Origin of the sequence: Amorphus coralli DSM 19760 (assembly GCF_000374525.1) — a bacterium.
Classification (GTDB): Bacteria; Pseudomonadota; Alphaproteobacteria; order Rhizobiales; family Amorphaceae; genus Amorphus; species Amorphus coralli.
In genome coordinates, this window is record NZ_KB894578.1 from 153,628 (window position 1) to 178,803 (window position 25,176).

The 25,176-nt window shown below is 67.4% G+C and carries 18 protein-coding genes; 17 read left to right on the plus strand and 1 reads right to left on the minus strand.

What is annotated here, in order from left to right; all coding sequences use genetic code 11:
- Window positions 1-37: 37 nt before the first annotated feature.
- The 12 genes from C507_RS0119675 (at window position 38) to C507_RS0119730 (ending at window position 16,596) form a co-directional block, all read left to right on the plus strand.
- A complete protein-coding gene (locus tag C507_RS0119675) occupies window positions 38-955 on the plus strand; it encodes an FAD binding domain-containing protein (RefSeq protein WP_018701442.1) in 918 nt (305 codons plus the stop codon).
- A complete protein-coding gene (locus tag C507_RS0119680) occupies window positions 948-2,834 on the plus strand; it encodes a molybdopterin-dependent oxidoreductase (RefSeq protein ID WP_018701443.1) in 1,887 nt (628 codons plus the stop codon). Before C507_RS0119675 ends, C507_RS0119680 begins: the two co-directional genes overlap by 8 nt.
- Window positions 2,831-3,832 (plus strand): xanthine dehydrogenase family protein molybdopterin-binding subunit, encoded by a 1,002-nt coding sequence (locus tag C507_RS23580; RefSeq protein ID WP_018701444.1) that lies wholly within the window; start codon window positions 2,831-2,833, stop codon window positions 3,830-3,832. The genes C507_RS0119680 and C507_RS23580 overlap by 4 nt, the downstream gene beginning before the upstream one ends.
- Before the next feature lie 81 nt (window positions 3,833-3,913).
- Window positions 3,914-4,870: a Bug family tripartite tricarboxylate transporter substrate binding protein gene (locus C507_RS0119690; protein ID WP_018701445.1), complete on the plus strand. Its 957-nt coding sequence runs from the start codon at window positions 3,914-3,916 to the stop codon at window positions 4,868-4,870.
- Between the two features lie 107 nt (window positions 4,871-4,977).
- Complete coding sequence (locus C507_RS0119695; RefSeq protein ID WP_018701446.1) at window positions 4,978-5,469, plus strand: tripartite tricarboxylate transporter TctB family protein; 492 nt, start codon at window positions 4,978-4,980, stop codon at window positions 5,467-5,469.
- Window positions 5,470-5,472: 3 nt separating this feature from the next.
- Window positions 5,473-6,984, plus strand: coding sequence for a tripartite tricarboxylate transporter permease (locus C507_RS0119700; RefSeq protein WP_018701447.1), 1,512 nt, complete (start codon window positions 5,473-5,475; stop codon window positions 6,982-6,984).
- Window positions 6,977-8,848 (plus strand): thiamine pyrophosphate-dependent enzyme, encoded by a 1,872-nt coding sequence (locus tag C507_RS0119705; protein WP_040401460.1) that lies wholly within the window; start codon window positions 6,977-6,979, stop codon window positions 8,846-8,848. The genes C507_RS0119700 and C507_RS0119705 overlap by 8 nt, the downstream gene beginning before the upstream one ends.
- An 11-nt stretch (window positions 8,849-8,859) precedes the next feature.
- On the plus strand, window positions 8,860-10,308 hold the full coding sequence (locus tag C507_RS0119710) for an NAD-dependent succinate-semialdehyde dehydrogenase (RefSeq protein ID WP_018701449.1): 1,449 nt from the start codon (window positions 8,860-8,862) through the stop codon (window positions 10,306-10,308).
- Between the two features lie 2 nt (window positions 10,309-10,310).
- Window positions 10,311-12,071 carry an IlvD/Edd family dehydratase gene (locus C507_RS22185; RefSeq protein ID WP_018701450.1) on the plus strand — a complete coding sequence of 587 codons (1,761 nt, stop codon included), beginning with the start codon at window positions 10,311-10,313 and terminating at the stop codon, window positions 12,069-12,071.
- A complete protein-coding gene (locus C507_RS0119720; RefSeq protein ID WP_026319265.1) occupies window positions 12,068-13,639 on the plus strand; it encodes a Re/Si-specific NAD(P)(+) transhydrogenase subunit alpha in 1,572 nt (523 codons plus the stop codon). The genes C507_RS22185 and C507_RS0119720 overlap by 4 nt, the downstream gene beginning before the upstream one ends.
- Window positions 13,640-13,652: 13 nt before the next feature.
- On the plus strand, window positions 13,653-15,092 hold the full coding sequence (locus tag C507_RS0119725; RefSeq protein ID WP_018701452.1) for an NAD(P)(+) transhydrogenase (Re/Si-specific) subunit beta: 1,440 nt from the start codon (window positions 13,653-13,655) through the stop codon (window positions 15,090-15,092).
- A gap of 415 nt (window positions 15,093-15,507) precedes the next feature.
- Entirely contained in the window at window positions 15,508-16,596 is a 1,089-nt protein-coding gene (locus C507_RS0119730) for a GGDEF domain-containing protein (RefSeq protein ID WP_018701453.1), read from the plus strand.
- A gap of 91 nt (window positions 16,597-16,687) precedes the next feature.
- On the opposite strand, the gene C507_RS22190 is transcribed toward C507_RS0119730, so the two are convergent.
- Window positions 16,688-20,410 (minus strand): EAL domain-containing protein, encoded by a 3,723-nt coding sequence (locus C507_RS22190; protein ID WP_018701454.1) that lies wholly within the window; start codon window positions 20,408-20,410, stop codon window positions 16,688-16,690.
- A gap of 347 nt (window positions 20,411-20,757) precedes the next feature.
- Between C507_RS22190 and C507_RS0119740 the strand changes: the two genes are divergently transcribed.
- The 5 genes from C507_RS0119740 to C507_RS22195 all read left to right on the plus strand — a co-directional run.
- On the plus strand, window positions 20,758-21,090 hold the full coding sequence (locus tag C507_RS0119740) for an SMR family transporter (RefSeq protein WP_018701455.1): 333 nt from the start codon (window positions 20,758-20,760) through the stop codon (window positions 21,088-21,090).
- Between the two features lie 155 nt (window positions 21,091-21,245).
- The gene (locus C507_RS0119745) at window positions 21,246-22,619 is read left to right on the plus strand and encodes an aspartate aminotransferase family protein (protein ID WP_018701456.1); all 1,374 of its coding nucleotides are present in this window, start codon (window positions 21,246-21,248) and stop codon (window positions 22,617-22,619) included.
- A gap of 29 nt (window positions 22,620-22,648) precedes the next feature.
- The gene (locus C507_RS0119750) at window positions 22,649-23,344 is read left to right on the plus strand and encodes a GntR family transcriptional regulator (protein ID WP_018701457.1); all 696 of its coding nucleotides are present in this window, start codon (window positions 22,649-22,651) and stop codon (window positions 23,342-23,344) included.
- Window positions 23,345-23,418: 74 nt separating this feature from the next.
- Window positions 23,419-24,648 (plus strand): PrpF domain-containing protein, encoded by a 1,230-nt coding sequence (locus C507_RS0119755; protein WP_051089819.1) that lies wholly within the window; start codon window positions 23,419-23,421, stop codon window positions 24,646-24,648.
- Between the two features lie 90 nt (window positions 24,649-24,738).
- Window positions 24,739-25,176 (plus strand): helix-turn-helix domain-containing protein (locus C507_RS22195; protein WP_281167859.1); only part of this gene is annotated, 438 nt, incomplete at its 3' end.

Genomic DNA, 25,176 nt, shown 5'->3' on the forward strand with positions numbered 1-25,176 from the left:
CGGAGCGCCTGCCTGTCGGGCGAGCAAGAGCACGATCATGCTGACCTGTGATACCTACCTCATGCCGACCAGGCTCGGCGAAGCCCTGCATGCCTGGTCCGAGGCGCCGGCGGGAAGCCGGCTTGTCGCCGGGGCGACCGACATTCTGCCCTACGCCCGGGAAGGGCGCGGCGGCGACGTCCATCTGCCGACGATGATCGACCTCAGCCGCGTGGCGGAGCTTCAGGGCTACGAGGTGCGTGGCAACCGGGTGCGGCTCGGCGCCAACGTCGTCTACCAGCAGTTCCTGGAGGACCCGACGCTCGTCCGGCTCCTCCCCAACATGCCGAGCTGCGCGGTGTGGTTCGCAGACGATCAGATCCGCCAGCAGGCGACGCTGGTCGGCAACCTGGTGAACGCCTCGCCGGCCGGCGACGGCCTGCCGCCGGTCCTCACCCTCAACGGCGAAATCGAGCTCGCCCGTCTGGAAAGTGGCCAGATCGCCACCCGGACCATGCCGGTCGCCGATTTCATCACCGGCCCCGGCCGGACCGAACTCCGCGACGGAGAGATCGCGACCGCCGTCACCGTGGACGCCATGGAAGGCTATGGCGGATCGTTCCAGAAGGTCGGCATGCGCCGGTCCCTGGTGATCTCGGCGGTGTGCTGCGCGGCGCTGGTGAAGACGGATCCCTCGGGCCGGATCTTCGAGGACGTCCGGCTGGCGCTTGGGGGCATCGGCCCGCGGCCCATCCGTCTCTACGACATCGAGGACATGCTCCGCGGCCAGGAGATGACGCGGGAGCTGGTCGCCCGGGCGAGCCTGCTTCCCGCCGACCGCGTCGCATCCCGCAGCCGCGTCGCCTACCGGCGCGCGGTGGTCAGCGGCTTCATCGAGGCCGCCATCGAGGATGCTCTGGTGGCGCTGGGAGCCCCCAAACCGACCCCCGAACAGAGGGAGGCACTCCATGCCTGAGTTCGATATCGACTTCACCGTGAATGGCCGTCCGGTCAGCCGGCGGATCGACCCGAGCCTGCGGCTGCTCGACCTCCTGCGGGAGGGCCTGGCGCTGACCGGTGCCAAGGAAGGCTGCGGCGCGGGCGAGTGCGGAACCTGTTCCGTCTTCATCGACGGCAAGCTGGTGAAGTCCTGCCTGATGCCCGCGGCGAAGGCGCAGGGCGCTTCCATCGAGACCGTCGAGGGGCTGGCCAGGCCCGGCGAACTGACGCCCGTGCAGAAGGCGTTTCACCGAACGGGCGCCAGCCAGTGCGGCTACTGCATTCCCGGCATGGTGATGGCGGCGACGTCGGCGCTGCGCGAGAACCCGGACGCCGGTCTTGAGGAACTCAAGGAGCGCATGGGCGGCAACATCTGCCGCTGCACCGGCTACACCAAGATCATCGAGGCGGTCGAGATCGCCCGCGACGTGGTCGCCGGCAAGCTGCCGCAGACGGCGCTCGATCCGGAAGGCGTCGGCGCGAGCTGGATCGGCCACAACACGGCCCGTCTCGATGCGCCCTCCAAGGTCTCCGGCCGCCTGGCCTATGCCGGCGACATGGTGATGCCCGGCATGCTGCACATGCAGGTGCTGCGCTCGCCGCACGCCCATGCCCGCATCGTGCGCATCGACACGTCCGAGGCTGAAGCCCTTCCGGGGGTTGCCTGCGTGGTCACCGCCGACGACGTGCCGGGCGAGGACGGCTTCGGCGTGTTCGTGCACGACCAGCCGGTGATGGCGCGCGGCAAGGTCCGCCATGTGGGCGAGGCCGTCGCGGCCGTTGCGGCCGAGAGCGTGCGGATTGCGCGTGAGGCGCTGAAGCTGATCCGCGTCGAGTACGAGGAGCTTCCGGGCCTCTACGATCCCGAGGATGCTCTGAAGCCCGGCGCGCCGGTCATCCACGATTACTGCCCCGACAACGTCGTCAAGCACATCCCGGTGCGCAAGGGCGACATCGAGGCCGGGTTCGCGGCGGCGGACGTCATTATCGAGGACGAGTTCGCCACCCAGCAGGTCGAACACGCCTACCTGGAGCCGGAGGCCGGCCTCGCCTACGTCGACCACGACGACGTGGTGACGGTCATCTCGCCGAGCCAGAACATCACCCACCACCGCCACATGCTGGCCGACATCCTGGCCCGGCCGATCAACAAGGTCCGGTTCATCATGTCGCCGGTGGGCGGCGGCTTCGGCGGCAAGGAAGACATGATCTACCAGGGCATGCTCGCCCTGGCCGCGTTGAAGACGCACCGGCCGATCCGTCTCATTTTCACCCGCGAGGAGAGCATCGCCTGCTCGGCCAAGCGCCATCCCTCGCGCACCCGTTACCGGATGGGGCTGACGAACGACGGGCGGATCACCGCCATCGAGTTCTCTCTGCTCGCCGATGGCGGCGCCTACGGCATGTCGTCGGAGGGTGTGATGCGCAAGGCCGCGATCCTCAGCTGCGGCCCCTACGAGGTCGACAACCTGAAGGTCGACACCAAGGTCGTGTACACCAACAACACGCCGTCCGGCGCTTTCCGCACGTTCGGCGGAATGCAGGCCCAGTTCGCCACGGAGAGCATGATGGACATCGCGGCCGAGCGGCTCGGCCTCGATCCCTTCGAGATCCGCCGGCGCAACATGATGCGGGCCGGCTCGCTGACCCACACCCAGCAGAAGCTCAATTCGGCCGCCATCGACCGGGTGCTCGATGCCGCCGAGGCCTCGAGCGGCTGGGAGCCGGGGGCTCCGACGGTACGCGGCAGCACGCGCGGCGACCTGGCCGGCCCGGGCACCCGGCAGCCCTGCACGCTCGGCGCGCGGTTCGCGACGGCCGGAGCGGATATCGAGACAGTGAAGGTGGCGTCATGAAACGCAAACTGCGCGGACGCGGTGTCGCGGCGAGCTGGTACGGCATCGCCCGCACGGCAACCATCGACCGGGCTGGCGCCTGGGCGGAGCTCGACGACGGCGGCACCGGCAAGGTCGTCACCGGCGTGACCGAGATCGGCGAGGGCATCCTCACGCTGCTCTGCCAGGTCGCGGCCGAGGAGTTCGGCATCAAGCCGGAGCAGGTGACGATCGGCGACAACGACACGGCCCGTTCGCCCGAGGCCGCCCATGCCGGTGCCACCCGCCAGACCTACATGATCGGCAATTCCGTGGCGCTTGCCTGTCGCGAGGCCCGCGGCCGCCTGTTCGACGAGCTGGCCGATCACTGGGACGTGCCGGTTGAGGACCTGCGGGCCTTCGACGGCTTCGCCTGGGCGGAAAACACCAACAAGCGCATGTCGATGGCGGAGGCCGTGGCGCTCTGCAAGCAGCGTGGCGTGGTCCCGGTCGGGTCGGGCAGCTTCACCGCCCACGGCACCGGGCTCGACCCGGTGGACGGTCACGGCAGCCCCTGGCAGGCCTACGTGTTCGGTACCCAGGTCGCCGAGGTCGAGGTCGATACCGTCACCGGCGAAGTCCAGGTAATGGGCATCTGGGCGGCGCACGATGTGGGGCGGGCGATCAACCCGCGCGGCGTCGCGGGGCAGATCGAGGGTGGCGTCGTCCAGGGGCTCGGGCAGGCGCTGATGGAGGACTACCAGACCAGCGAAGGCCACCCGGTCACGCACGGCTTCGCCAAGTACATCCTGCCCACCGCGCTCGATATCCCGGAGATCAACACCACCATCGTCGAGGATCCCGATCCGCTGAGCCCGCTCGGCGCGAAGGGCATCGGCGAGCCGGCCCTGGTGCCCACCGCTCCGGCGATCATGAACGCCATCTACGACGCCGTCGGCGTGCGGATCCGCTCGCTGCCGGCCACCCCGGAGAAGGTTCTTGCGGCGCTCGCGGAGAAGCGTGCGCACGACATGAACTGACCGGGACACGCAACCTGCCAAGTCCGGCGGAAGACCGGGCGGGCCAAAAGACTTTTTCAGCAAAGGAAGAGGGAGGAACTCATGTTTAAGAAACTGCCGACACTGGCCGGAGCATTGCTTGGCGCCGCCGTCTTTACTGCCGCGCCGGCGCAGGCCGAATATCCCGACAAGCCGATCGAAATGACGGTGCTCTTCGGGGGAACAGCCAACACCATTGCGCAGCTGCTTTCGCAGCTGATGACCGAGGAGCTCGGAGATCCCGTGGTCCCGGTGAGCCGTCCCGGCGGCGGTGGCGCAGTCGGGTATGCCTTCGTGCAGGGCACCCGGCCGGACGGCTACAACATCGTCTGGAACTCCAACTCCATCAACACCTCGCACCACACCGGCAAGATCCCGTTCGACTACTCGGCGTTCGAGCCGATCGCCCGGGTGTCGGTCGAGACGCCGGCGCTGGCCGTCTCCAACGACAAAGGCTGGAGCTCGCTCGGCGAGATGGCCGAGGACGTCAAGGGAATGGACGGCAAGCTCAAGGTCGGGATCTCCGGCAAGGGCTCGTTCACGCACCTCACCTCCGCCGCGCTGTTCGACAAGATGGGGATCTCCGACAAGGTGACCTACATCCCGTACGGCAAGGGCAAGGCGCCGGTGGAACTCCTGGGCGGACGCATCGACGCTGCGATCCAGTGGCCGGGCCAGTTCAAGTCCTACGCTGATTCCGGGAAGCTCAACGTTCTCGCCGTTACCGGCACCGAGCGCGTGGACATCCTTCCGGACGTTCCGACCGCGGCCGAACAGGGCGTCGACGTCGACATCACCATGTGGCGTGGGCTGGCAGCGCCGAAAGGCACGCCGAAGGACGTCATCGTGACGCTCGATACGGCGGTGAAGAAGGCTACCGAGACCGAGCAGTTCAAGGATGCGTCCACGAAGCTCGGCTTCTCGCCGGCCTATCTTGGCTCTGAAGCCTTCGGCGAGCAGATCGCCAAGGACGACGCCTTCTACGGTCAGCTTCTGCAATCCCTTGGCATGGCCAACTGACGCGCCCGCCGGGAACCGGTTGGTTGCAATGAACTACAGCCGGCGCGGTTTCGCGCCGGCTGCCGGGTGGCGCTGCGCCACAGGGCTTGCAGAGGGAGGTCGAACCGATGATCCGCAATCAGAAGGACATCCTGTCCGGGGTGATCCTGCTCAGTCTCGCGATCTTTTGGTGCGCGTACGTGGTGCAGAGCATCCCGGCGGGCACCGGTGGCGCCGATGTCGGACCCCGTGCCTTTCCGCTTCTGCTCGGTACTCTGCTCGGCATCCTTGCCCTCGGATTTCTTGTCTCCCGCCTTTTCGAGCGTCGCCGTCTGCGGGCGGAGACCGAAGCGCCCAATGAGCTTGCCGCCCCCCGGGAGTGGCCGGCGCTGGCAATGATCTTCTTCCTGCTCCTGGCCTACGGCTGGGCCATGCAGAAAACCGGCTTCGTTCTGGCGACGGCTGCGGTGGTGGCGCTGACGATGATTCTGATCCTGCGCGACCGGTCGCCCGTTCGGATAACCGCGATGACGTTCGGTCTGACCTTCGGCTGCTGGCTGATCTTCGGCCAGATCCTGGACATTCCCCTCGCAACGGGCACCTGGATTTCGGTGGGCTGAACCATGGATCTCTTTTACCAAGCCGCCGTCGCATCGCTCACGCCCGCCGCCATCGGCGCTGTCGGGCTCGGGACGCTGATCGGCCTCATCTTCGGCTCGATTCCGGGCCTGACCTTCACGGTCGCGCTGGCGCTCGCGCTCCCCATCACATTCGGCATGGATACCGTGCCAGCCATCGGCATTCTTCTCGGCACCTATATCGGCGGAATGACCGGAGGGTCCGTATCGGCCATCCTGCTTGGCATTCCCGGTACCCCGTCATCTGCCGCAACGGTGCTCGACGGCTACCCCATGACGCGGCAGGGCCGTGCTTCCATCGCTCTGGGAACCGCGGTCATCGTCTCCTCCATCGGAGGTTTGTTCTCGCTGCTGGTGATGATTGTTTCGGTCAATCTGGTCAGCAAGATCGCCATCCAGTTCGGACCTGCCGAAATCTTCGCTCTGGTCCTGTTCGGCATGTCGACGATCTGCGGGCTCGCTGGCGGCAGCATGCTCAAGGGCCTCATCGCCGGTGTACTCGGCCTAATGATCATGACCGTCGGGATCGACGCCATCGACGGCGTGAATCGGATGACCTTCGGCACCATCAACATGATGCAGGGCGTCAACCTGCTCGTGGCCATGATCGGCCTGTTCGCGGTACCGTACATCATCGAGACCTTTGCCCGGCACGGGCGCGGCGAGACGGAAACCAACGACACCCAGTCGCTGCGGGTCGAGCTTCCGTCCTTCGGCCTGCTCGGGCGCAACTCCTGGCTGATCGCGCGTTGCTCGGCGATTGGCACCGTGATCGGCGCGATCCCGGGAGCGGGCGGCCCGATCGCCGCCTTCCTGGCCTATGACAACGCGCGCCGGTTCTCCAAGAAGCCCGAGCGGTTCGGCCGCGGAGCCATCGAGGGCGTCATCGCGCCTGAGACCGCCAACAACGCGGTGACCGGCGGAACGCTCATCCCGCTTTTGTCGCTGGGCATTCCTGGCGATCCTGCCACTGCGATCGTACTGGCTGGGCTCATGGTCCATGGCATCACGCCAGGACCGGCGCTGTTTATGCAGTCGGAGGTCCAAGTCTACGGCATCTACATCGCCGTGGCGCTCGCCTATGTCTTTATCCTGGTGCTTCAGCTCGGCGGCATCCGCCTCTTCGTCCACGTCTTGAGGATCCCCCCGCAGCTCCTGTCGGTCGTGATTCTCGTGCTGTGCGTCGTCGGTGCCTACTCGATCCGCAACAGTGTCTTCGACATCTACACGATGGCGGTGATCGGTGTGCTCGCCTACGCGCTGATGCGGGTCGGGATCCCCACCACGCCGATCATTCTCGGCATGGTCCTGGGGCCGACGCTGGAAAACGAGTTCCGGACGGCCATGGCGCTGTCCGATGGCAATTGGGACATCTTCTACACATCCCCCGTCGCGCTGCTCTTCTTCGGACTTGCCGCGCTGATCGTGGGACTTCAGACGCTGAGCGGCCTCCGGCTGCGCAAGCCCAGATCTTTTGCGGAGACGTCAAATGCTTGAAAGCCCGAGCAGTTCAATCGCCCCTGAGATCGGCATGCGTGCCCGGGCACGGCGTTGGGTCGAAGCCGGCGCCGATGGCCTGATCGACGACGGTCCGCTCCTGGAGGTCACGCTCTCCGAGGCGCTCGTCCTGGGCCTTCTCAAGCAGGGCGTGCGCACCTTCTTCGCCATCTTCGGCCACGGCTCCACAGACCTCGGCGAGGTGCTGCGCATCTACACCGAGGCCGGCGCGACCACGGTCGTCAATTGCCGCAACGAGGTGGAGATGGCGCATGCGGCGACGGCCCATGCCTGGGTCTATGGCGAGACGCCGGCCGTCGTGACATCCATCGGACCGGGGGCGCTTCAGGCCATGGCCGGCTCGCTGGCGGCAGCCTCCAACGGGGTCGGCGTCTATCACATCTACGGCGACGAGACGACGTGGGGTGAAGGCTACAACATGCAGCAGGTGCCGAAGGCCCAGCAGGAGATCTTCGGCCGGATGACCGCCCTGATGGGGCAGTCCTACGTGCTGCACACGGCCGAGGCGCTGCGCGAGTGCATGCGGCGCGGCACGGCCTGCGTCCATCATCCCTATCGGGCCGGCCCGTTCTTCATCATGGCGCCCATCAACACCCAGCCGAAGCCGACGCTGGTCAACGTGGAGACGCTTCCGGGCCGCCTCGACGCGCCGATGGTGGTGTGTGCCGACGACCGTCGCTACCGGCGCGCCGCCGACCTGCTGGGTGGGCACAAGCGCATCGTCATCAAGGCGGGCGGTGGCGCCCGGGCACATGCCGATGCCGTGCGTCGGCTGGCCGAGCACATCGGTGCCCCGGTCGTCCTGTCGCCGGGGTCGACGGGGGTGCTGCCCGACGCCCATCCCCTCAACATGCATGTCGGCGGCTCGAAGGGCTCCATCAGCGGCAACTTCGCGATGGAGGAGGCGGACCTCGCCATCTTCATCGGTTCGCGCGGCGTCTGCCAGGCCGACTGTTCGGGCACCGGCTGGCCCGGCGTGGAGGCGGTGATCAACATCAACGGCGATCTCGACGACGCCAGCCATTACGCCCGCACCGAGATGCTGCTCGGTGACATCACCGGGGTCATCGACCGGCTGCTCGCCGTCGCACCGAAGGGCGACACGGCGGCGTTCCAGGCCGAGTGCGCGGCAAAGAAGGCGGAGTGGCAGTCCTTCAAGGCCCATCGCTACGCGCAGCCGCCCGTCGAGGATCCGGTCTGGCGCCGCCCGGTGCTCACCCAGCCCGCCGCGATCAACGCGGTGGCGGAGTACGCGAAGCAGATCGGTGCGGTGAAATTCTTCGATGCCGGCGACGTGCAGGCGAACGGCTTCCAGATCGTGGAGGACGACGCCCCGTACCAGACCTTCACGGAAACCGGTGCCTCCTACATGGGCTTTGCGGTCTCCGCTCTCGTCGGCAACGCCGGCACGACCGCTCCGAAATATGGTGTCGCCTTTACCGGCGACGGCTCCTTCATGATGAACCCGCAGGTCCTGATCGATGCGGTCGAGCACGGCGTTCGGGGCATGATCGTCCTGTTCGACAACCGGCGCATGGCCGCGATCACCGGCCTGCAGCTGGCCCAGTACGGACACGGCTTCCGCACCAACGACAGCGTGCCGGTCGACTATGTGGCGATGGCGGGCTCGGTGGAGGGCGTGAAGGCCGTTCACGGCGGGTATTCCGTCGAGGAGCTGAAGGCGGCGCTGGCTGCCGCACACGATCACCCGGGCCTCAGCCTCGTGCACGTCCCCGTCTACGGCAACCACGACGATTTCGCCGGGATGGGGGCCTACGGAAGCTGGAACGTCGGCAATTGGGTCGAGGACGTCCAGAACGACTGGCTGCGGCAGAGCATCTGAGAGGGACGAGCATGTATCACGACCTCAATCTCTACATCGCGGGCGCCTGGCGCGGCGCCTCGGACGGCGCCACGCGGCCCGTCACCGATCCGTCCACCGAGGAAGCCCTGGGCACCATCGCGGTCGCCACGGAAGGGGACATCGACCTGGCCCTCGAGGCGGCTCGCGAGGGCTTTGCCGAGTGGCGGCAGGTCGGGCCCTGGGACCGGGGCGCCAGGCTGCGTCGCGCGGCCGAACTGATCCGCGAGCGTACCGATGCCATCGCCACGCTGATGAGCCTGGAGACCGGCAAGCCGCTTGCCGAGGCCAAGGGCGAGACCGGCGCGGCGGCGGACCAGTTCGAATGGTACGCCGAGGAAACCAAGCGCATCTACGGCCAGACCATCGAGGGCCGGACGCCGCAGAGCCGCATGGCCGTGATCTACCAGCCGGTCGGCGTCGTTGCCGCCTTCTCGGCCTGGAACTTCCCGGCGCTGCTGCCCGCGCGCAAGATCGCCGCCGCGCTGGGCGCGGGCTGCTCGATCATCGTCAAGCCGGCCGGCGAGGCGCCGGCATCCTGTGCGGCGCTGGTCGAGGCGTGCCACGACGCCGGCATTCCGGCCGGGGCGGTCAACTATCTGACCGGCAACTCCTCGATGATCGCCGAGCGGCTGATCCGCTCGCCCATCGTGCGCAAGGTAACGGTCACCGGCTCCGTTCCGGTCGGCAAGGAGATTCTGCGCCTGGCTGCCGAGGGCGTGAAGAAGGTGTCGATGGAGCTCGGCGGCCATGGCCCCGTGCTCGTCTTCGACGACGTCGATGCCGCCGCCGTGGCCGAGACCTGTGCGCTGACCAAGTTCCGCAACTGCGGCCAGGTCTGCATTTCCCCCAGCCGCTTCTACGTCCACGAGAGCAAGTACGAGGCCTTCGCCGCCCGCTTCGCCGAGGTGGCCAAGTCGCTGAAGCTCGGAAGCGGCCTCGACGAGGGCGTCCAGATGGGGCCGATGGCCAACCGCCGCGGCGTTGCCACGGTCGAGGCGATGGTGGCAGACGCGCTCGGTCGGGGGGCGGATCTGCTGGCCGGCGGCGGCCGCCCGGCATCCATCAACAGCGGTTACTTCTTCGAGCCGACGGTGCTCGGCCGGGTGCCCGACGATGCCCAGGTGATGGTCGAAGAGCCGTTCGGACCGATCGCGCCGATCGCCACCTTCACCGACTACGACGACGTGATCGCCCGCGCCAACGCGCTGCCCTTCGGCCTCGCGGGCTATGTCTTCAGCGACTCCATGACCACCGCGACGCGCGCCTACGAGGATCTCGAGGTCGGCATGGTCGGCGTCAACGAGATGCTGCTGGCAACCGCCGAGGCGCCCTTTGGCGGTGTGAAGGAAAGCGGCATGGGCCGGGAAGGCGGCTCGCTTGGGATCAAGGATTACCTTGATCCGAAATATGTAAAGATGAAAATCGGAACGATGCGTTGACGATGAGTGAAGATGATCCCAAGGGCTTCGAGCGCGGGCTGACCAACTACGGCGACAAGGATTTTTCCGTCTATCTTCGCAGGTCCTTCGCGTCCTCGATGGGCTACTCGCGCGAAGTGCTGAAGAAGCCGATTGTCGGCATCGCCAACTCCTTCTCCGGCTTCAACAACTGCCACCGCCACTTCCCCGAGCTGGTGGAGCACGTCAAGCGCGGCGTGCTCCTGGGCGGCGGCCTGCCGATCGAGTTCCCGACCATCTCGCTTGGCGAGGTGTTCCTGTCACCGACGTCGCTGAAGTTCCGCAACCTCATGTCGATGGACACGGAGGAGATGATCCGTGCCCAGCCGATGGACGCGGTGGTGCTGATGGGCGGCTGCGACAAGACGGTACCGGCCCAGCTGATGGGAGCGGCCTCGGCCGACCTGCCGGCCGTGCAGCTCGTGGCCGGGCCGATGATGACATCGCGCTACGGCGAGGAGCGCCTCGGGGCGTGCACCGACTGCCGCCGCTTCTGGGGCAAGTACCGCGCCGGCGAGGTCTCGGACGACCAGATCAACGACATCGAGGGGCGGCTGGCGACGACCTCGGGCACCTGCGCTGTCATGGGGACGGCCTCGACCATGGCGTGTATCGCGGAGACGCTCGGCATGGCGCTTCCGGGAACCGCCGCGATCCCCGCCGTCCACGCCGACCGGCTGCGCTCGGCGGAGGCGAGCGGCTTCGCGGCAGCCCGGATGATCGATAATCCGATTCGGCCAAGCGAGGTGATTACCCAGAAGTCCGTCGAAAACGCCATCCGCGTCCTGTTGGCGCTCGGCGGGTCGACGAACGCGATCATCCACCTCACGGCGGTTGCCGGCCGCCTCGGCATTACGGTCTCGCTCGAGCGCCTCAACCAGCTGTCCGACGAGACACCGGTTCTGGTGAACCTGAAGCCGGTCGGGTCGCATTATATGGAGGACTTCTTCTTCGCCGGCGGCATGGGGGCCGTCCTGCGCGAGCTGAAGCCGCTGCTCCATCTCGACACCGTTTCCGTCACCGGCGAGACGCTCGGCGACCGGCTGGAGCAGGATCCGGGCTATGTCGACCGGCGCGTCATCGCATCCGCCGACGAGCCGCTGGAGCCGCAGGGCGGCCTGGTCGCGCTCTTCGGCAATCTCGCGCCGCGCGGGGCGATCCTCAAGCGCTCGGCGGCCGATTCGACGCTGTTTGAGAAAGAGGGCAGGGCGGTCGTCTTCACCTCGCTGGAAGACCTGGCTGCCCGGGTCGACGATCCCGATCTCGACATTCGTCCCGACGACATCATGGTGCTGCAGAATTCAGGACCGAAATCGGCCTCGGGCATGCCGGAGTCCGGCTACCTGCCGATCCCGAAGAAGCTGTCCTCCAAGGGCGTCAAGGACATGATCCGGATCTCCGATGCCCGCATGTCCGGCACCGCCTTCGGGACCATCGTGCTGCACGTGGCACCGGAGGCCGCGGTGGGTGGACCGCTCGCCCTCGTGCGGACCGGAGACCGCATCCGCCTCTCGGTCAGTGACAAGCGCATCGAGCTTCTTGTCGATGATGCGGAGCTTGCCCGGCGACGTTCGGACTGGACACCGGACATCGTTCCGGCGGAAAAGCGACGCGGATATGACCGCCTATACGCGAGCGAAGTGTTACAAGCGGACGAGGGGTGCGACTTCTCCTTCCTCCAGCCTGTGGCTGGTGCCGCCGAGACAGATCGCTCCGCATCGGAAAAAGAGGGACGCCTGCGTTGAAAATAGGAACACCGAGGGAAAGTGTCTCGGGCGAGGCTCGGGTGGCGATGACGCCTGCCAGTGCCGCCCAGATCCAGAAGCTTGGCCATCAGTGTGTGGTCGAGGCCGGCGCCGGTCTCGCGGCCGGCTTCACCGATGACGCCTATCGCAACGCCGGCGTCGAGGTCGTGGAGGGGGCCGCGGCGCTCTGGGAGGCCAGCGACGTTGTCGCCAAGGTCCGCCCGCCGAGCGACGAGGAGGCCGACCGGCTGAATTCCGGGCAGACCCTCATCAGCCTCTTCTACCCGGCCCAGTCGCCGGAGCTGTTGGAGCGGTGCCGGTCCAGGGGCGCGACGGTCGTGGCGATGGACATGGTTCCGCGCATCAGCCGCGCCCAGAAGATGGACGTGCTGTCCTCGATGGCCAACATCGCCGGCTACCGGGCGGTGATCGAGGCGGGCAACCATTTCGGCCGCTTCTTCACCGGACAGGTGACGGCGGCCGGCAAGGTGCCGCCGGCCAAGGTCCTGGTCGTCGGCGCCGGCGTGGCCGGTCTCGCCGCGATCGGCACCTCCACCAGCCTCGGCGCCATCACCTACGCCTTCGACGTGCGTCCGGAGGTGGCCGAGCAGATCGAATCGATGGGCGCGGAATTCGTCTATCTCGATTTCGAGGAGACGCAGGACGGGTCGTCCACAGGTGGTTATGCCGCGCCGTCCAGCCCGGAGTTCCGCGAGAAGCAGTTGGAGAAGTTCCGCGAGCTCGCGCCGGAGATGGACATCGTCATCACCACGGCGCTCATTCCGGGGCGTGACGCGCCGGTCCTGTGGACCGCCGACATGGTCGCCGCAATGAAGCCCGGCTCCGTGGTCGTCGACCTCGCCGCGGAACGCGGCGGCAACTGCGAACTGACCCGGGCGGACGAGGTGGTGGTTTCCGACAACGGTGTCACCGTCGTCGGCTACACCGACTTCCCGAGCCGCATGGCGGCGCAGAGCTCGACGCTGTTCTCCACCAACGTCAGGCACATGTTGTCCGATCTGACGCCGGCCAAGGACGGCGTCATCGTCCACGACATGGAGGACGACGTGATCCGCGGCGCGACGGTCACGCGCGAGGGCGAGATCACCTATCCGCCGCCACCGCCGAAAGTGCAGGCCATCGCGGCCCAGCCGAAGCGGGACAAGCCGAAGGAACTGACGCCGGAGGAGAAGCGCGCCGCCGAGGTTGCCGCCTTCAAGGAGGCGACCAAGCGCCAGGTCACGATGCTGGCCATCGGAGCTGCGGTCCTGCTTTTCGTCGGCGCGTTCGCGCCCGCCAGCTTCATGTCCCACTTCATCGTCTTCGCGCTCTCGTGCTTCGTGGGCTTCCAGGTGATCTGGAATGTCAGCCACGCGCTGCACACGCCGCTCATGGCGGTGACCAACGCGATTTCGGGCATCGTCATCCTTGGCGCGCTTCTTCAGTTCGGCTCGACGAACTGGCTCGTGGCGGGCCTTGCGATCATCTCGATCCTGATTGCGACGATCAACATCGTCGGCGGCTTCCTGGTCACGCGCCGGATGCTCGCCATGTTCCAGAAGTCCTGAGGAGGTCGGATCCATGCCTGTCGGACTCGTATCCGCCTCCTACATCGCCGCCGCCGTGCTGTTCATTCTCTCGCTCGGTGGTCTCTCCAATCAGGAAAGTGCCAAGCGCGCCGTCTGGTACGGCATCGTCGGCATGGCGCTTGCCGTCGTCGCGACCGTGCTTGGGCCGGACAGCGGCAACCGGCTGATCTGGCTGTTGATCATTGCGATGATCGTCGGCGCGGTCATCGGCCGCTATGTCGCGGCCCGGGTGCAGATGACGGAGATGCCGCAGCTCGTCGCCGCGCTTCACTCCTTCGTCGGCCTCGCCGCGGTCTTCATCGGGCTCAATGCCGAGCTTGAGCTGGGCGCGGTCCAGTCCATGACCGCAGAAGCCCGCGAGAGCCTCGTCGGGTTCGCCGCGGTCCTGGCCCACAAGACGCCGGTCGAGGTGTCGATCCTCAAGGTCGAGGTGTTCCTCGGCATCTTCATCGGCGCGATCACCTTCACCGGGTCCGTGGTTGCCTTCGGCAAGCTCGCCGGCAAGGTGGACGGCAAGCCGAAGAAGCTGCCCGGCGGCCACATGCTCAACCTGGCGGCGGTCATCGTGTGCCTGCTGCTGGGTCTGGCCTATGTCGGCGGCGCCGGGATCTGGACGATGGTCGTCACCGCGATCATCGCCGGCTTCATCGGGTGGCACCTGATCATGGGCATCGGCGGCGCCGACATGCCGGTCGTCGTCTCGATGCTCAACTCCTATTCGGGCTGGGCTGCGGCGGCCATCGGCTTCACCCTCGGCAACGATCTGCTGATCGTGACGGGTGCGCTGGTCGGCTCGTCGGGTGCGATCCTGAGCTACATCATGTGCCGGGCGATGAACCGGAAGTTCGTCAGCGTCATTCTCGGCGGCTTCGGTGGCACCACCGGTCCGGCGATGGAAGTCGAGGGCGAACAGGTCGCCATCGATGCCGACGGCGTTGCCGCGGCCCTTCAGGATGCCGACAGCGTGATCATCGTGCCGGGCTACGGCATGGCGGTCGCCCAGGCGCAGACGTCGGTGAGCGAGCTGGTGAAGAAGCTGCGGGCTCAGGGCAAGGAGGTGCGGTTCGCCATCCACCCGGTGGCCGGGCGTCTTCCTGGCCACATGAACGTGCTGCTCGCGGAAGCCCGGGTGCCCTACGACATCGTCCTGGAGATGGATGAGATCAACGACGACTTCCCGAACACGGATGTCGCGATCGTCATCGGCTCCAACGACATCGTCAATCCGGCGGCCCAGGAGGATCCGAACTCTCCCATCGCCGGCATGCCGGTCCTGGAAGTCTGGAAGGCCAAGACCGTCTTCGTGTCGAAGCGCGGTCAGGGCACCGGCTACTCGGGCATCGAGAACCCGCTGTTCTTCAAGGAGAATACGCGGATGTTCTACGGCGACGCGAAGAAGTCGCTCGATGAGCTGCTGCCGAAGCTGGGGTAGGGCGTCCCGGCATGACTTGACGCGGATGCGCGGCTCGAAGGGGCCGCGCATCTTGCGTTTCCGGCGGCTCCGACAGCCCGATGGCAAGCCTTGCGACAGCCTCGGGTGCGACAATCTCCGCGGAGGGACGTGCCGGCGGTAGGGCGCCTGTCGAAACTGCGCCCGAGCGGGCGGTTTTCGGTTTTGGCGGCCGGGCTGGTTCAGGTGTGCTATGTCCCGCCATCGGGGGAGGTCTTTGCCATGTCGTTTCACGGTTCCGCCTGTTGGCTCCGCACGTACCCATCCGGGTGCCTGTCCATGCCGCTCGGGGGACGGAAACGCAGCTTAGGGATCGCAGAAGCGTCGCCTGGGCTCATCCGCCAGGCCGCCGCTGCCTTGCTGTCCATGCCCGCGCCCGTAAGGGACGCCGTGGCTGATGCTTGATTATTTCATTCCGCTTCTGCGCAACCTGACCCTGATCACGGCGGTGGCGGTGATCTACACGATCGTGCCGAAGCGCCAGACGCTGGTGCCGGACAACGTCGTCGTCGGCCTGGTCTGCGGGTTTGGCGCCTGCCTCGCCATGCTGGACCCGGTGATGCTTCCCTCCGGCGCGTTCATCGATACCCGTTCCACCATGCTGCTCCTGTCGGGGCTGTTCGGCGGGCCAGTCGGCGCCCTGGTCGCCACGCTTCCCGCCGCAGCCCTGCGCGTCTATCTGGGCGGCTTCGGCATGGTGCCCGGGACGGCCGGCATCCTCCTCGCGGGAGCCATAGGCACCGCCGTCTTCTACGGTGTCCGCCGCGACGGGCGGCCGGTCGCGTTGACCCACCTCGTCATTCTGATCGCAGTCTCGCCGCTGACCTTCGTCGCCATCTTCGTGTTGCCATTGGACGTGGCGATGGGGGCGATCGAGCGTCTGTTCCTCACCACAACGATATTGCGCATGGTCGGTATCGGCATCCTCGGCATTCTGCTGATCCACGAGCGCCGCCGGCTTGCGGCGGAGGACCGGATCCGTCAGCTGGCCGGTGTCGATGAACTGAGTGGCCTCGCCAACCGTCGGTCCTTTTACCGGGCGCTCGAAAGGGCCATCGAGCGGCGCAAGGTTCAGCCCTTCGATTTCTCCGTGGTGCTCATCGATCTCGACCACTTCAAGTCGGTCAACGATCGCTTCGGCCACCACGTTGGCGACGAGGTCATCCGGGCACTGGCGCGGATCCTGAAGGACAACACCCGCGGGGACGACGTCGCCGCCCGCATCGGCGGCGAGGAGTTCGCCGTGCTGCTGTCGGGCGCCAACAGGGATGCGGCGCAGCTCGTCTGCGAGCGCATCCGGGTTGGCATTGCCGAGAGCGTCGTCATGTCCGGCAATCAGAAGGTCCCGTTCACCGCGAGCCTGGGCATCGCGACGAGCTCCTCCTTCAGCCGATCGGCGACGGCGATGATGTCGGCGGCCGACACCGCCCTTTATCTCGCCAAGCAGAATGGCCGCGACCGGGTGGTGACGGAAGCCTTCCCCTGAGGTCTGGCGCTTCGCCATCGTCGGGGCGTCGGCCGGATGCTGTGCGTTGGTTTCGATGGCGGCGCATTCCAGGCCGCCGATGGTCGATGGCTCATGGCCTGCTCGACTGCGTTGCGGCGCCGGTCTGCCGGCAGAAGCTTTCAAGCGGCCGCGGCTCTCCGATGAAATAGCCCTGGGCGCGGTCGATGCCCAGCTCGCGCACCATCTCCCGGATGCGTGCGTCTTCCACCCATTCCGCGACCGTCTCGATCCCGAGCACCTTGGCGATGCTGACGATCGCCCGGACGATCTGCAGATCGGCTGGATCGTCCGCGATGTGCTGGATGAAACTTCCGTCGATCTTCAGCTCGTTCACCCGGAAGTGCTTCAGGTAGCTGAACGAGCTCAGCCCGACCCCGAAGTCGTCGAGTGAGATCCGGCAGCCGTGAGCCTGGGCGGAGTTGGCGAACTCCGTGGCCGCGACCAGATTGTTGACCAGCGCGGTCTCGGTGATCTCGAACCAGATGCGCTCCGGCGCGATCCCTGAGCGGTCGAGCTGCTCGCGCACGAACGGCCACATCAGCGGATCGTCGAGGGAATTGGCCGACAGGTTGATGGAGATCGTCAGATCCGGCCGGCGGCGCAACGCCTCGGCATGGGTCTGCAGCACCTCCGTCACCACCCATCGGTCGATGCCGTTCATCAGCCCGTAGCGTTCGGCGGCGGGAATGAACTGGCCGGGTGCCATCAGCCTGCCGGTCTCGTCGTGCATCCGCACGAGGATCTCGACATGGGTGGTGGCGTCCGCCGGGTCTTCGTTCAGATCGACGATCGGCTGCCCGTGCAGGATCAGCCGTCTTGCCTCGATCGCCGCCCTGAGGTTGGCGGCCACCGTGAGCTCAGCGTGATAGCGCTCGGCCTCGCTTGCCCCCGGCCGATAGACAGCGATCTGGCCGCGTCCGTTCGCCTTGGCGGCGTAACAGGCGACGTCGGCCTCCTTCATCACCTCGATCGGGTCCCGGCGAACCCCGTTGATTTCCGTCAGTCCGACGCTCGCGCCGATATCGTAGAGGCGGCCCTCCCACTGGAAGGGGAAGCTGCGGATCGTCGAGACGATGCGCTCGGCGACCTCGTGCGCCGCGTCCAGCGATGTCTCCGGCATCAAGAGGGCGAACTCGTCGCCGCCGATGCGCGCGATGGTGTCCTGGCTGCGCACGGCGGTGCGCAGCAGCCGCGCGATCTCGCCGAGCAGAGCGTCGCCGGCGGCATGGCCGGCGGTGTCGTTGACGATCTTGAATCGGTCGAGGTCGATGAAGCAGAGCGCGTGGCGGTGAGTGGTGGCGTGCGCCTGGCCGCACAGGGTCGACAGGTTGCGTTCGAAGGACAGCCGGTTCGGCAGCCCGGTCAGGCTGTCGTGCAGAGCGGCATGGGCCAACTCGCGCTGCAGGGCTCGGGTCCGGGTCACGTCCTGGAACACCAGCACCGCTCCGATGATCTCCCCGGAAGGCGCGCGCACGGGGGCAGCGGAATCCTGGATGTGGATGCGGTCTCCGGTGCGGGTGACGAGAACGGCCCCGTCCTGGAGGTAGAAGGGCTCGAGATTGGTGAGACAGGCCTCCACCGGGCTCGCGATCGGCGCGTCGGTTTCGTCGTCGAAGATCCGGAAGACGTCTGCCAGGTCGACGCCGAGCGCGTCCTTCAGCGGCCACTCCGACAGCCGCTCGGCCACCGGGTTCATGAACGTGACCTTCATGTCGGCATCGGTGGTGATCACCGCATCGCCGATGGAGTGAAGCGTGATCCGCAGCCGCTCCTTCTCCTCGAAGAGTTCCTCCGTCAGGAGCCGTTGGTCGGAGGTGTCCCACTGGGTCCCGATCACCCGGTTGCGCCGTCCGTCGTCGCCTTCCACCACCTGGGCGAGCGCGCGGATGTAGCGGACTTCGCCATCGCCGCGGCGGATGCGGAAGTCGAGCTCGACGCGACCGGTCTCCTCGATCCCCTTCCGGAAGGAGGCGATTACCTCGGGGAGGTCCTCGGGGTGCACGAAGGTGCGCCAGTGCGGCCGGGTGTTGTCGAAGTCGTCGGGGCCGATCTGGTAAAGCGCATACATGCGCTCGTCCCAGACGAGCCGGTCGGTGTCGAGATCCAGCTCCCAGATACCGACCTCGCCGGCCTGGACGGCCAGGTCGATGCGCTCCTTGGCGACGCGCAGTTCCTCCTCGCGGGCCCGGCGGCGGGTGATGTCGGTATGGGTGCCGATGATGACGACCGGCTGCCCGTAGGCGTCATGTTCGGCGACCCGGCCCCGGTCGAGCACCCAGATCCAGTGGCCGGCCTTGTGGCGGAAGCGGACTTCCACCTCCGACAGCTCCGCCTCGCCGGTGAGCATCGCCCGGTCGGCGGCGACCAGGGTCTCCCTGTCGTGGGGATGGACCAGCTCCAGGAAATCGTCGGGCCCGTCGGCCACGTCGCCGGGTTGGTAGCCGAGCATCGTGTACCAGTCGGGCGAGCGGTAGACCGTGCCGGTCCTGAGGTCGAGCTCCCACACGGCCTGGCCGGCGCTGTGCAGGGCGAAGCGCCAGCGATTCTCCGCCTCCGCGATCGCCTCCTCGGCCAGCTTGCGGGTGTTGATGTCTTCCACCTGGGTGACAAACTGGAGCGCCTCGTGGGTGTCCTCGTCACGGATCAGCGAGATCGCCAGAAGGCACCAGATGGCCTTGCCGTCCTTGCGCACGTAGCGCTTCTCGAACGTCGCGCTCGTCGCCTTGTGGTCCAGCAGCGCCTTCACGTCCTCCGCACCGCGCGCGCGGTCCGCGTGAAGCGTGATGTCGCGAAAGTTCATGCCGACAAGCGCGTCGGCATCGTGCTGAAGCATTCTTCCGAGGGCCTGGTTCACCTCGCGGAACGTGCCGTCGAGATCGACGATGGCCATGCCGATCGCCGAATCGTTCATCGCCCGCCGGAAGAGCGTGGCGTTGGCGCGGGCGGAGTGCTCGGCGTGGATGAAGGCCTCCCGCTGCAGGGCGAACAGGAAGGGCGGCAGCATCACCAGCGCCATCGAGGCGTAGTTGGTCAGGGCCGCTTCGAGATCGGGTGCGGGGCCGGGACGAGTGATGGCGTGCACGACGTAGGTGGCCACCGTCACGACGATGACGGCCGAGGTGCGGCAGGCCCCGAGCCGTCCTGCGGCCAGCACGATGGGCAGCGCCATCAGCACGGACGGGAAGGGCGTGAGGCGCAGCGCGATCAGCGTGGTCGCGATGGCCAGCGCGATGGTGCCGAGGAATTCCGGCCGGGCGCAGTCGCGGAACCGGGTGGGCTGACCGACGAGCGCCGTCCGGAAGGTCAGCACCATCGGCAGGACCGCGACGGCGCCGATCATGGACGCGAACCACCACGACACTGCGATTCGGAGCCCGGCATCGAGGCCGAGCAGTGCGCCAGCGGTCGAGGCGGCCAGCGCACCGGCCACCGGAGCGGCCACGCCGATAATCAGCAGCGCCTTCAGGAAGCGGCCGATGCCGGGCATCCCGTCATAGACGAGACCCAGCAGCCGGAGGAGCGCGATCGCCACCGCGATCTCGATTCCGTTGGCCACCGCGAAGGCTGCTGCCGCGGTCGAGTTGCCGCCGGTGACCAGGTCAGCGGCGGCGACGGCCAGCATGACCGCGGCCAACCGGCTGGCCATGGCATCGTAGGCCCAGCGAAAGAGAAGGCCGGCGGCGAGCGCGTTGGTGAGCCAAAGCGTGGCCACCTGGTCCGGCAGGCGGATGAACACGATACTGACGACGCTGAGCGCAAAGCAGCCCGCCGCCAGGCCGAGGGTGCGCGCCAAGCGTGGACCAGGTCCGGTGCCGTGCGGTTTCGCGTCGACCAAGGCTGCGCTCCAGCGCCTGCAATTCGGCAGTCTCGTTGCGGGGCGTCGTTCTCCCGCGCAGGGCGCCTGCGGGACCGCAACCGTACGAGTATCAGAATTGTAGACCGTTATCGCGCAAGGAAAAGCACTGCCGGCAGGCCGCCCCGCATTGGATCGGCGCGGCCCGGAGAGTGCGGCAGCCCCCTTGTGGACGAAGCGTTTTCCCGCCACACGCTGGATGAGGCTGGTGCCGCGCATCATGTCCGGCCGATTCGGGGCTGGCCGCAGCCCGGCCATGAGACGGCGCCACCGTTCGGGGGAAACCCATGAAGACCTGGATCTATCTCGTGCTGGCGATCGCCGCCGAGGTCATCGCCACGACCGCGCTCGCCAAGTCGGAAAGCTTCACCCGGCTCGCCCCCAGCGCCGTCGCCGTGGTCGGCTACGCGGCCGCCTTCTGGTTCCTGTCGCTGCCGCTCCGCACCATGCCGACCGGCATCGTCTACGCCATCTGGTCGGGGCTCGGCATCGTGCTGATCGCGCTGGTCGCCTGGGTCTGGTCGAAGCAGACCCTGGACTTCGCCGCGGTCGTCGGTCTCGGCCTGATCCTGTCCGGCGTCGTGGTGGTCAACGTCTTCTCCGACACTGTCAAGCACTGAGCCACGGGTGATCCGGTCTGGCTTCCGGATGACCTCCATTTGATATATGATGCATCATAATCGGCGACCCCGCTGGGGCCGCCGCATCGCCGCGCACCGGACGGGACAAGCCCCGCCGGGACCGTGCGCCGTCATCCCGCAGAAGGCATCCGCCGATGACCATGCATCCGAACTCCCCCGAAGGCCGTGACGTCGCCTACCATCTTCACAGCTACACAAACGCCCGGGCCCACCAGGAGGCCGGCCCGCTGGTGATCGGCAAGGGCGATGGCGTGTTCGTCGAGGACATCCACGGCAAGCGCTACATCGAGGCCATGTCGGGCCTGTGGAGCGTCGGGCTCGGCTTTTCGGAAAAGCGTCTCGTGGACGCGGCCGTGCGCCAGATGAGCGAGCTGCCCTTCTATCACACCTTCTCGCACCGCTCGCACGGGCCGGTCATCGACCTGGCCGAAAAGCTGATCGGCCTCGCCCCGGTGCCGATGTCGAAGGTCTACTTCACCAACTCCGGATCGGAGGCCAACGACACCGCACTGAAGCTCATCTGGTACCGCTCCAACGCGCTCGGCCAGCCGGAGCGCAAGAAGGTGATCTCGCGCCAGCGCGCCTATCACGGCGTGACCATCGCCGCCGCGAGCCTCACCGGCCTGCCCAACAACCATCGCTCCTTCGACCTTCCCATCGCCAACGTGCTGCACACCGGCAGCCCGCATTTCTGGCGCAGCCACCGGCCGGGCGAGAGCGAGGAGGACTTCGCCACCCGGCTTGCGACCGAGCTGGAGGAGCTGATCGTCGCGGAGGGGCCGGAAACCATCGCGGCCTTCTTCGCCGAGCCGCTGATGGGGGCGGGCGGCGTCATCGTGCCGCCGGCCACCTACTGGGAGAAGATCCAGGCGGTCCTGAAGAAGCACGACATCCTGCTGGTCGCCGACGAGGTGATCTGCGGCTTCGGGCGCACCGGCAACTTGTTCGGCACGGAGACGTTCGGGCTCGACCCGGACATCATGGTGATGTCGAAGCAGCTGTCGTCGTCCTACCTGCCCATCTCCGCCCTGATGGTGAACGAGCGCGTCTTCGAACCGATCGCAGACGAAAGCAACCGGATCGGCGTCCTTGGCCATGGCTATACCGCCGCCGGGCACCCTGTGGCGGCGGCCGTGGCGCTGGAAAACCTCACCATCATCGAGGAGCGCGATCTCGTCGCCCACGCCCGCGAGATGGGCGCGTACATGCATGCCTCGCTTGAGCCGCTGAAGGATCATCCGCTGGTCGGTGAGGTCCGCGGCCGCGGCCTGATCGGCGCGGTGGAACTGGTCGCCGACAAATCGCTGGAGATCCCGGCCGATCCGACCGGCAAGCTGGGCGCGGCCATGAACGCCATGCTCATCGAGAAGGGTGTGATCTCGCGCCCCATGTACGACGCCATGGCGCTCTGCCCGCCGCTCATCGTCAGGAAGCCGGAGATCGACCAGATCGTCTCCGCCTTCTCGGAATGCCTCGACGAGCTGCACGCCTCCGGCGTGGCAGCCTGATCGCAGGCGTGGGGCGGCCCGGAATGGCAATGGCGGAAACCGCCCCCCGCCTTGCGGCGCTCGACCGCGACACGCTGGGCGATTCCGCCTACCAGACGCTCTCCGATGCCCTCATCAAGGGGCGCTTCCAGCCTGACGACCGGCTGCGCATCCGCGATCTGGCGGCCGAACTCGGTACCAGTGTCACGCCGGTGCGTGACGCGGTGCTGCGGCTGGTGCAGGACCGGGCGCTGGTCATGCGCTCGCCGCGCGACATCCGGGTGCCGATCCTGTCGTCCGCCGACTACCTGGAGATCCGCACCATCCGGCTGAACCTGGAGGGGCTGGCCGCGGAAAAGGCGGCCGATGCCGTGACCTCTGCGCATATTGCCGAATTGGAGCGGATCACCGCGGAGAAGGAGCGCGCGCTGCTCGCGGGCGACGGCGCGTACGCCACCGAGCTCAACCAGGTCTTCCATTTCGCGCTCACCGACATTGCCGGGATGCCGGTGCTGAAATCCGTTCTGCAGCGCCTCTGGCTGCAGATGGGGCCGCTGATCGCCGAGATGTACCGCACCAGCGGGCTGGAGGTGGTGGAACACCACCACATCCTGATCCAGGCGCTGATCGACCGGGACGGCCAGGCCGCCGCCGCGGCGATCCGCTCCGACATCCTGGAACGCGGCGCACCGATCCTGGAGCGCATCCGGCGCGCCGAGCGCGAGGCCGCCGCCGGGGCGGGCTGACGCGACGGCCGGCGCTCGCGGTGTCCAGTGTTTGCCGCTAGGGTCGACTTTGCCGCCCATTCCAGGATGCCCCGATGATCCGCACCGCATCGAGCCCATCTCCCGACCTGCGTCTTGTTCGCGCCGCCGGGCTCGTTGAGTTTCCCGTACATCACATGCGGGGCGGCACCTCGACCGGCCTTGTCCTGTGGGAGCGCCTGGTCCCGGACGACCCGGCGCTGCGCGAGGAACTCATCCGCCACCTGATGGGCGTGCCGCTTGAAGGCCATCTGCCCGGCAATCGCCAGATCACCGGCCTGGGGCGGGGCATTGCAACGTCCAACAAGGTCTTTCTCGCCGAAATGGAGGAGGCCGACGGCGCCCCGCGCATCGTCAGCACGCTCGCCCAGCTCGCCGGCGAGACCGCGGCGATCGATTGGAGCGTCAACTGCGGAAACATGTCGTCCGCGCTGCAGCTCTGGGCGCTGGATGCGGGCTTCTTTGACCCCGCAAAGGCCGGTCCGTCCGACATCGAGATCCGCAACACCAACACCGGCGTTCTGACCACCTCGCGCATGGTCCGCGAGGAGGACGGTCGCTTCGCGGTGGCCGAGATCCCCGGCGTGGCGGGTGCGTTTCCCGGCGTCGATCTCTTCCTGCGCGATCCGGTCGGTGCCAAGACCGGCCGGCTGCTGCCCACCGGCTCCGCGATCGAGGAGATCGACGGCCACGCGGTCTCGTGTGTCGACGTGGCCGTGCCGATGGTGATTGCCGACGCGGCCGGTTTCGGCAAGACGGCCCGCGAGCCGGTGGCTGAACTTGCGGCCGACGCGGCCTTCATGGAGGCCTTTCGCGCGGTGTGGATCGAGGCGGGGCTGCGCATGGGCCTGCAGCGCCACGATGGCAGTTCAATGACCCGGGACGAGATCGCCCGCAGCGAGACAGTGCCGAAAGCCTGCATCGTCGGCCCGCCCTCCGGCGATGGCAACATAACCGTGCGCTACTTCACGCCCCAGACCGGTCACCCCTCCATGGCGGTGTCCGGGGGCTGCTGCCTGGCCGCCGCGGCGATGGTGCCGGGCTCGGTGGCGAACCGTGTGGCGGTGGGCGTGACGGCGGCCCGTCCCGAGTTCTCCGAGCACGCGATCGGCATCGAAAATCCCGCCGGGGCTCTGGAGGCAACCGTTGTCGCGCGGGAGGAGGCCGGCAGCCTCGTCGTCACCAGTGCCGCCTACCGGCGCAGCACGCAGATCCTGGTGCGGGGCAGGGTGCCGCTCTACCGGGCGTCGCCGGCCCTTGTCGAGGCGCTGGCCGCCTCTTTCTAGAGGAGCGTTTCCTTGTTTTTTTGAATCGGCGGGGATTCCTGCTGGGCGTGTTTTGTGATTCAAGATGCAGGCTGGAGTGGAGGCCAGCATCTGATGACAGCACCTCTTTCCAACGATCTTCGCGAGCGCGTCGTCGAAGCGGTTCTGGCTGGTGAGCCGTGCCGCTCTGTGGCGGTCCGGTTCGGGGTTTCGGTGTCCTCTGTGGTGAAGTGGTCGCAGCGCTACCGGGCGACGGGGTCGGTGGCGCCCGCCAAGATGGGCGGGTACCGCAAGCCGGTCCTGGAGCCGCACCGGGACTTCATCGTGGAGCGGATCCGCCAGACGCCGCACGTGACGCTGCACGGGCTGAAGGACGAGTTGGCGGCCCGCGGCGTGAAGGTGTCGCACAACACGGTGTGGCAGTTCCTGCGGCGGGAGGGCCTGCGCTTAAAAAAAACGGTTCTGGCGCTTGAGCAGGCCCGCGCCGACGTCGCCGGCAGGCGGCGCCGATGGCGCTCTCGTCAACACACGCTCGATCCCGCGCGGCTC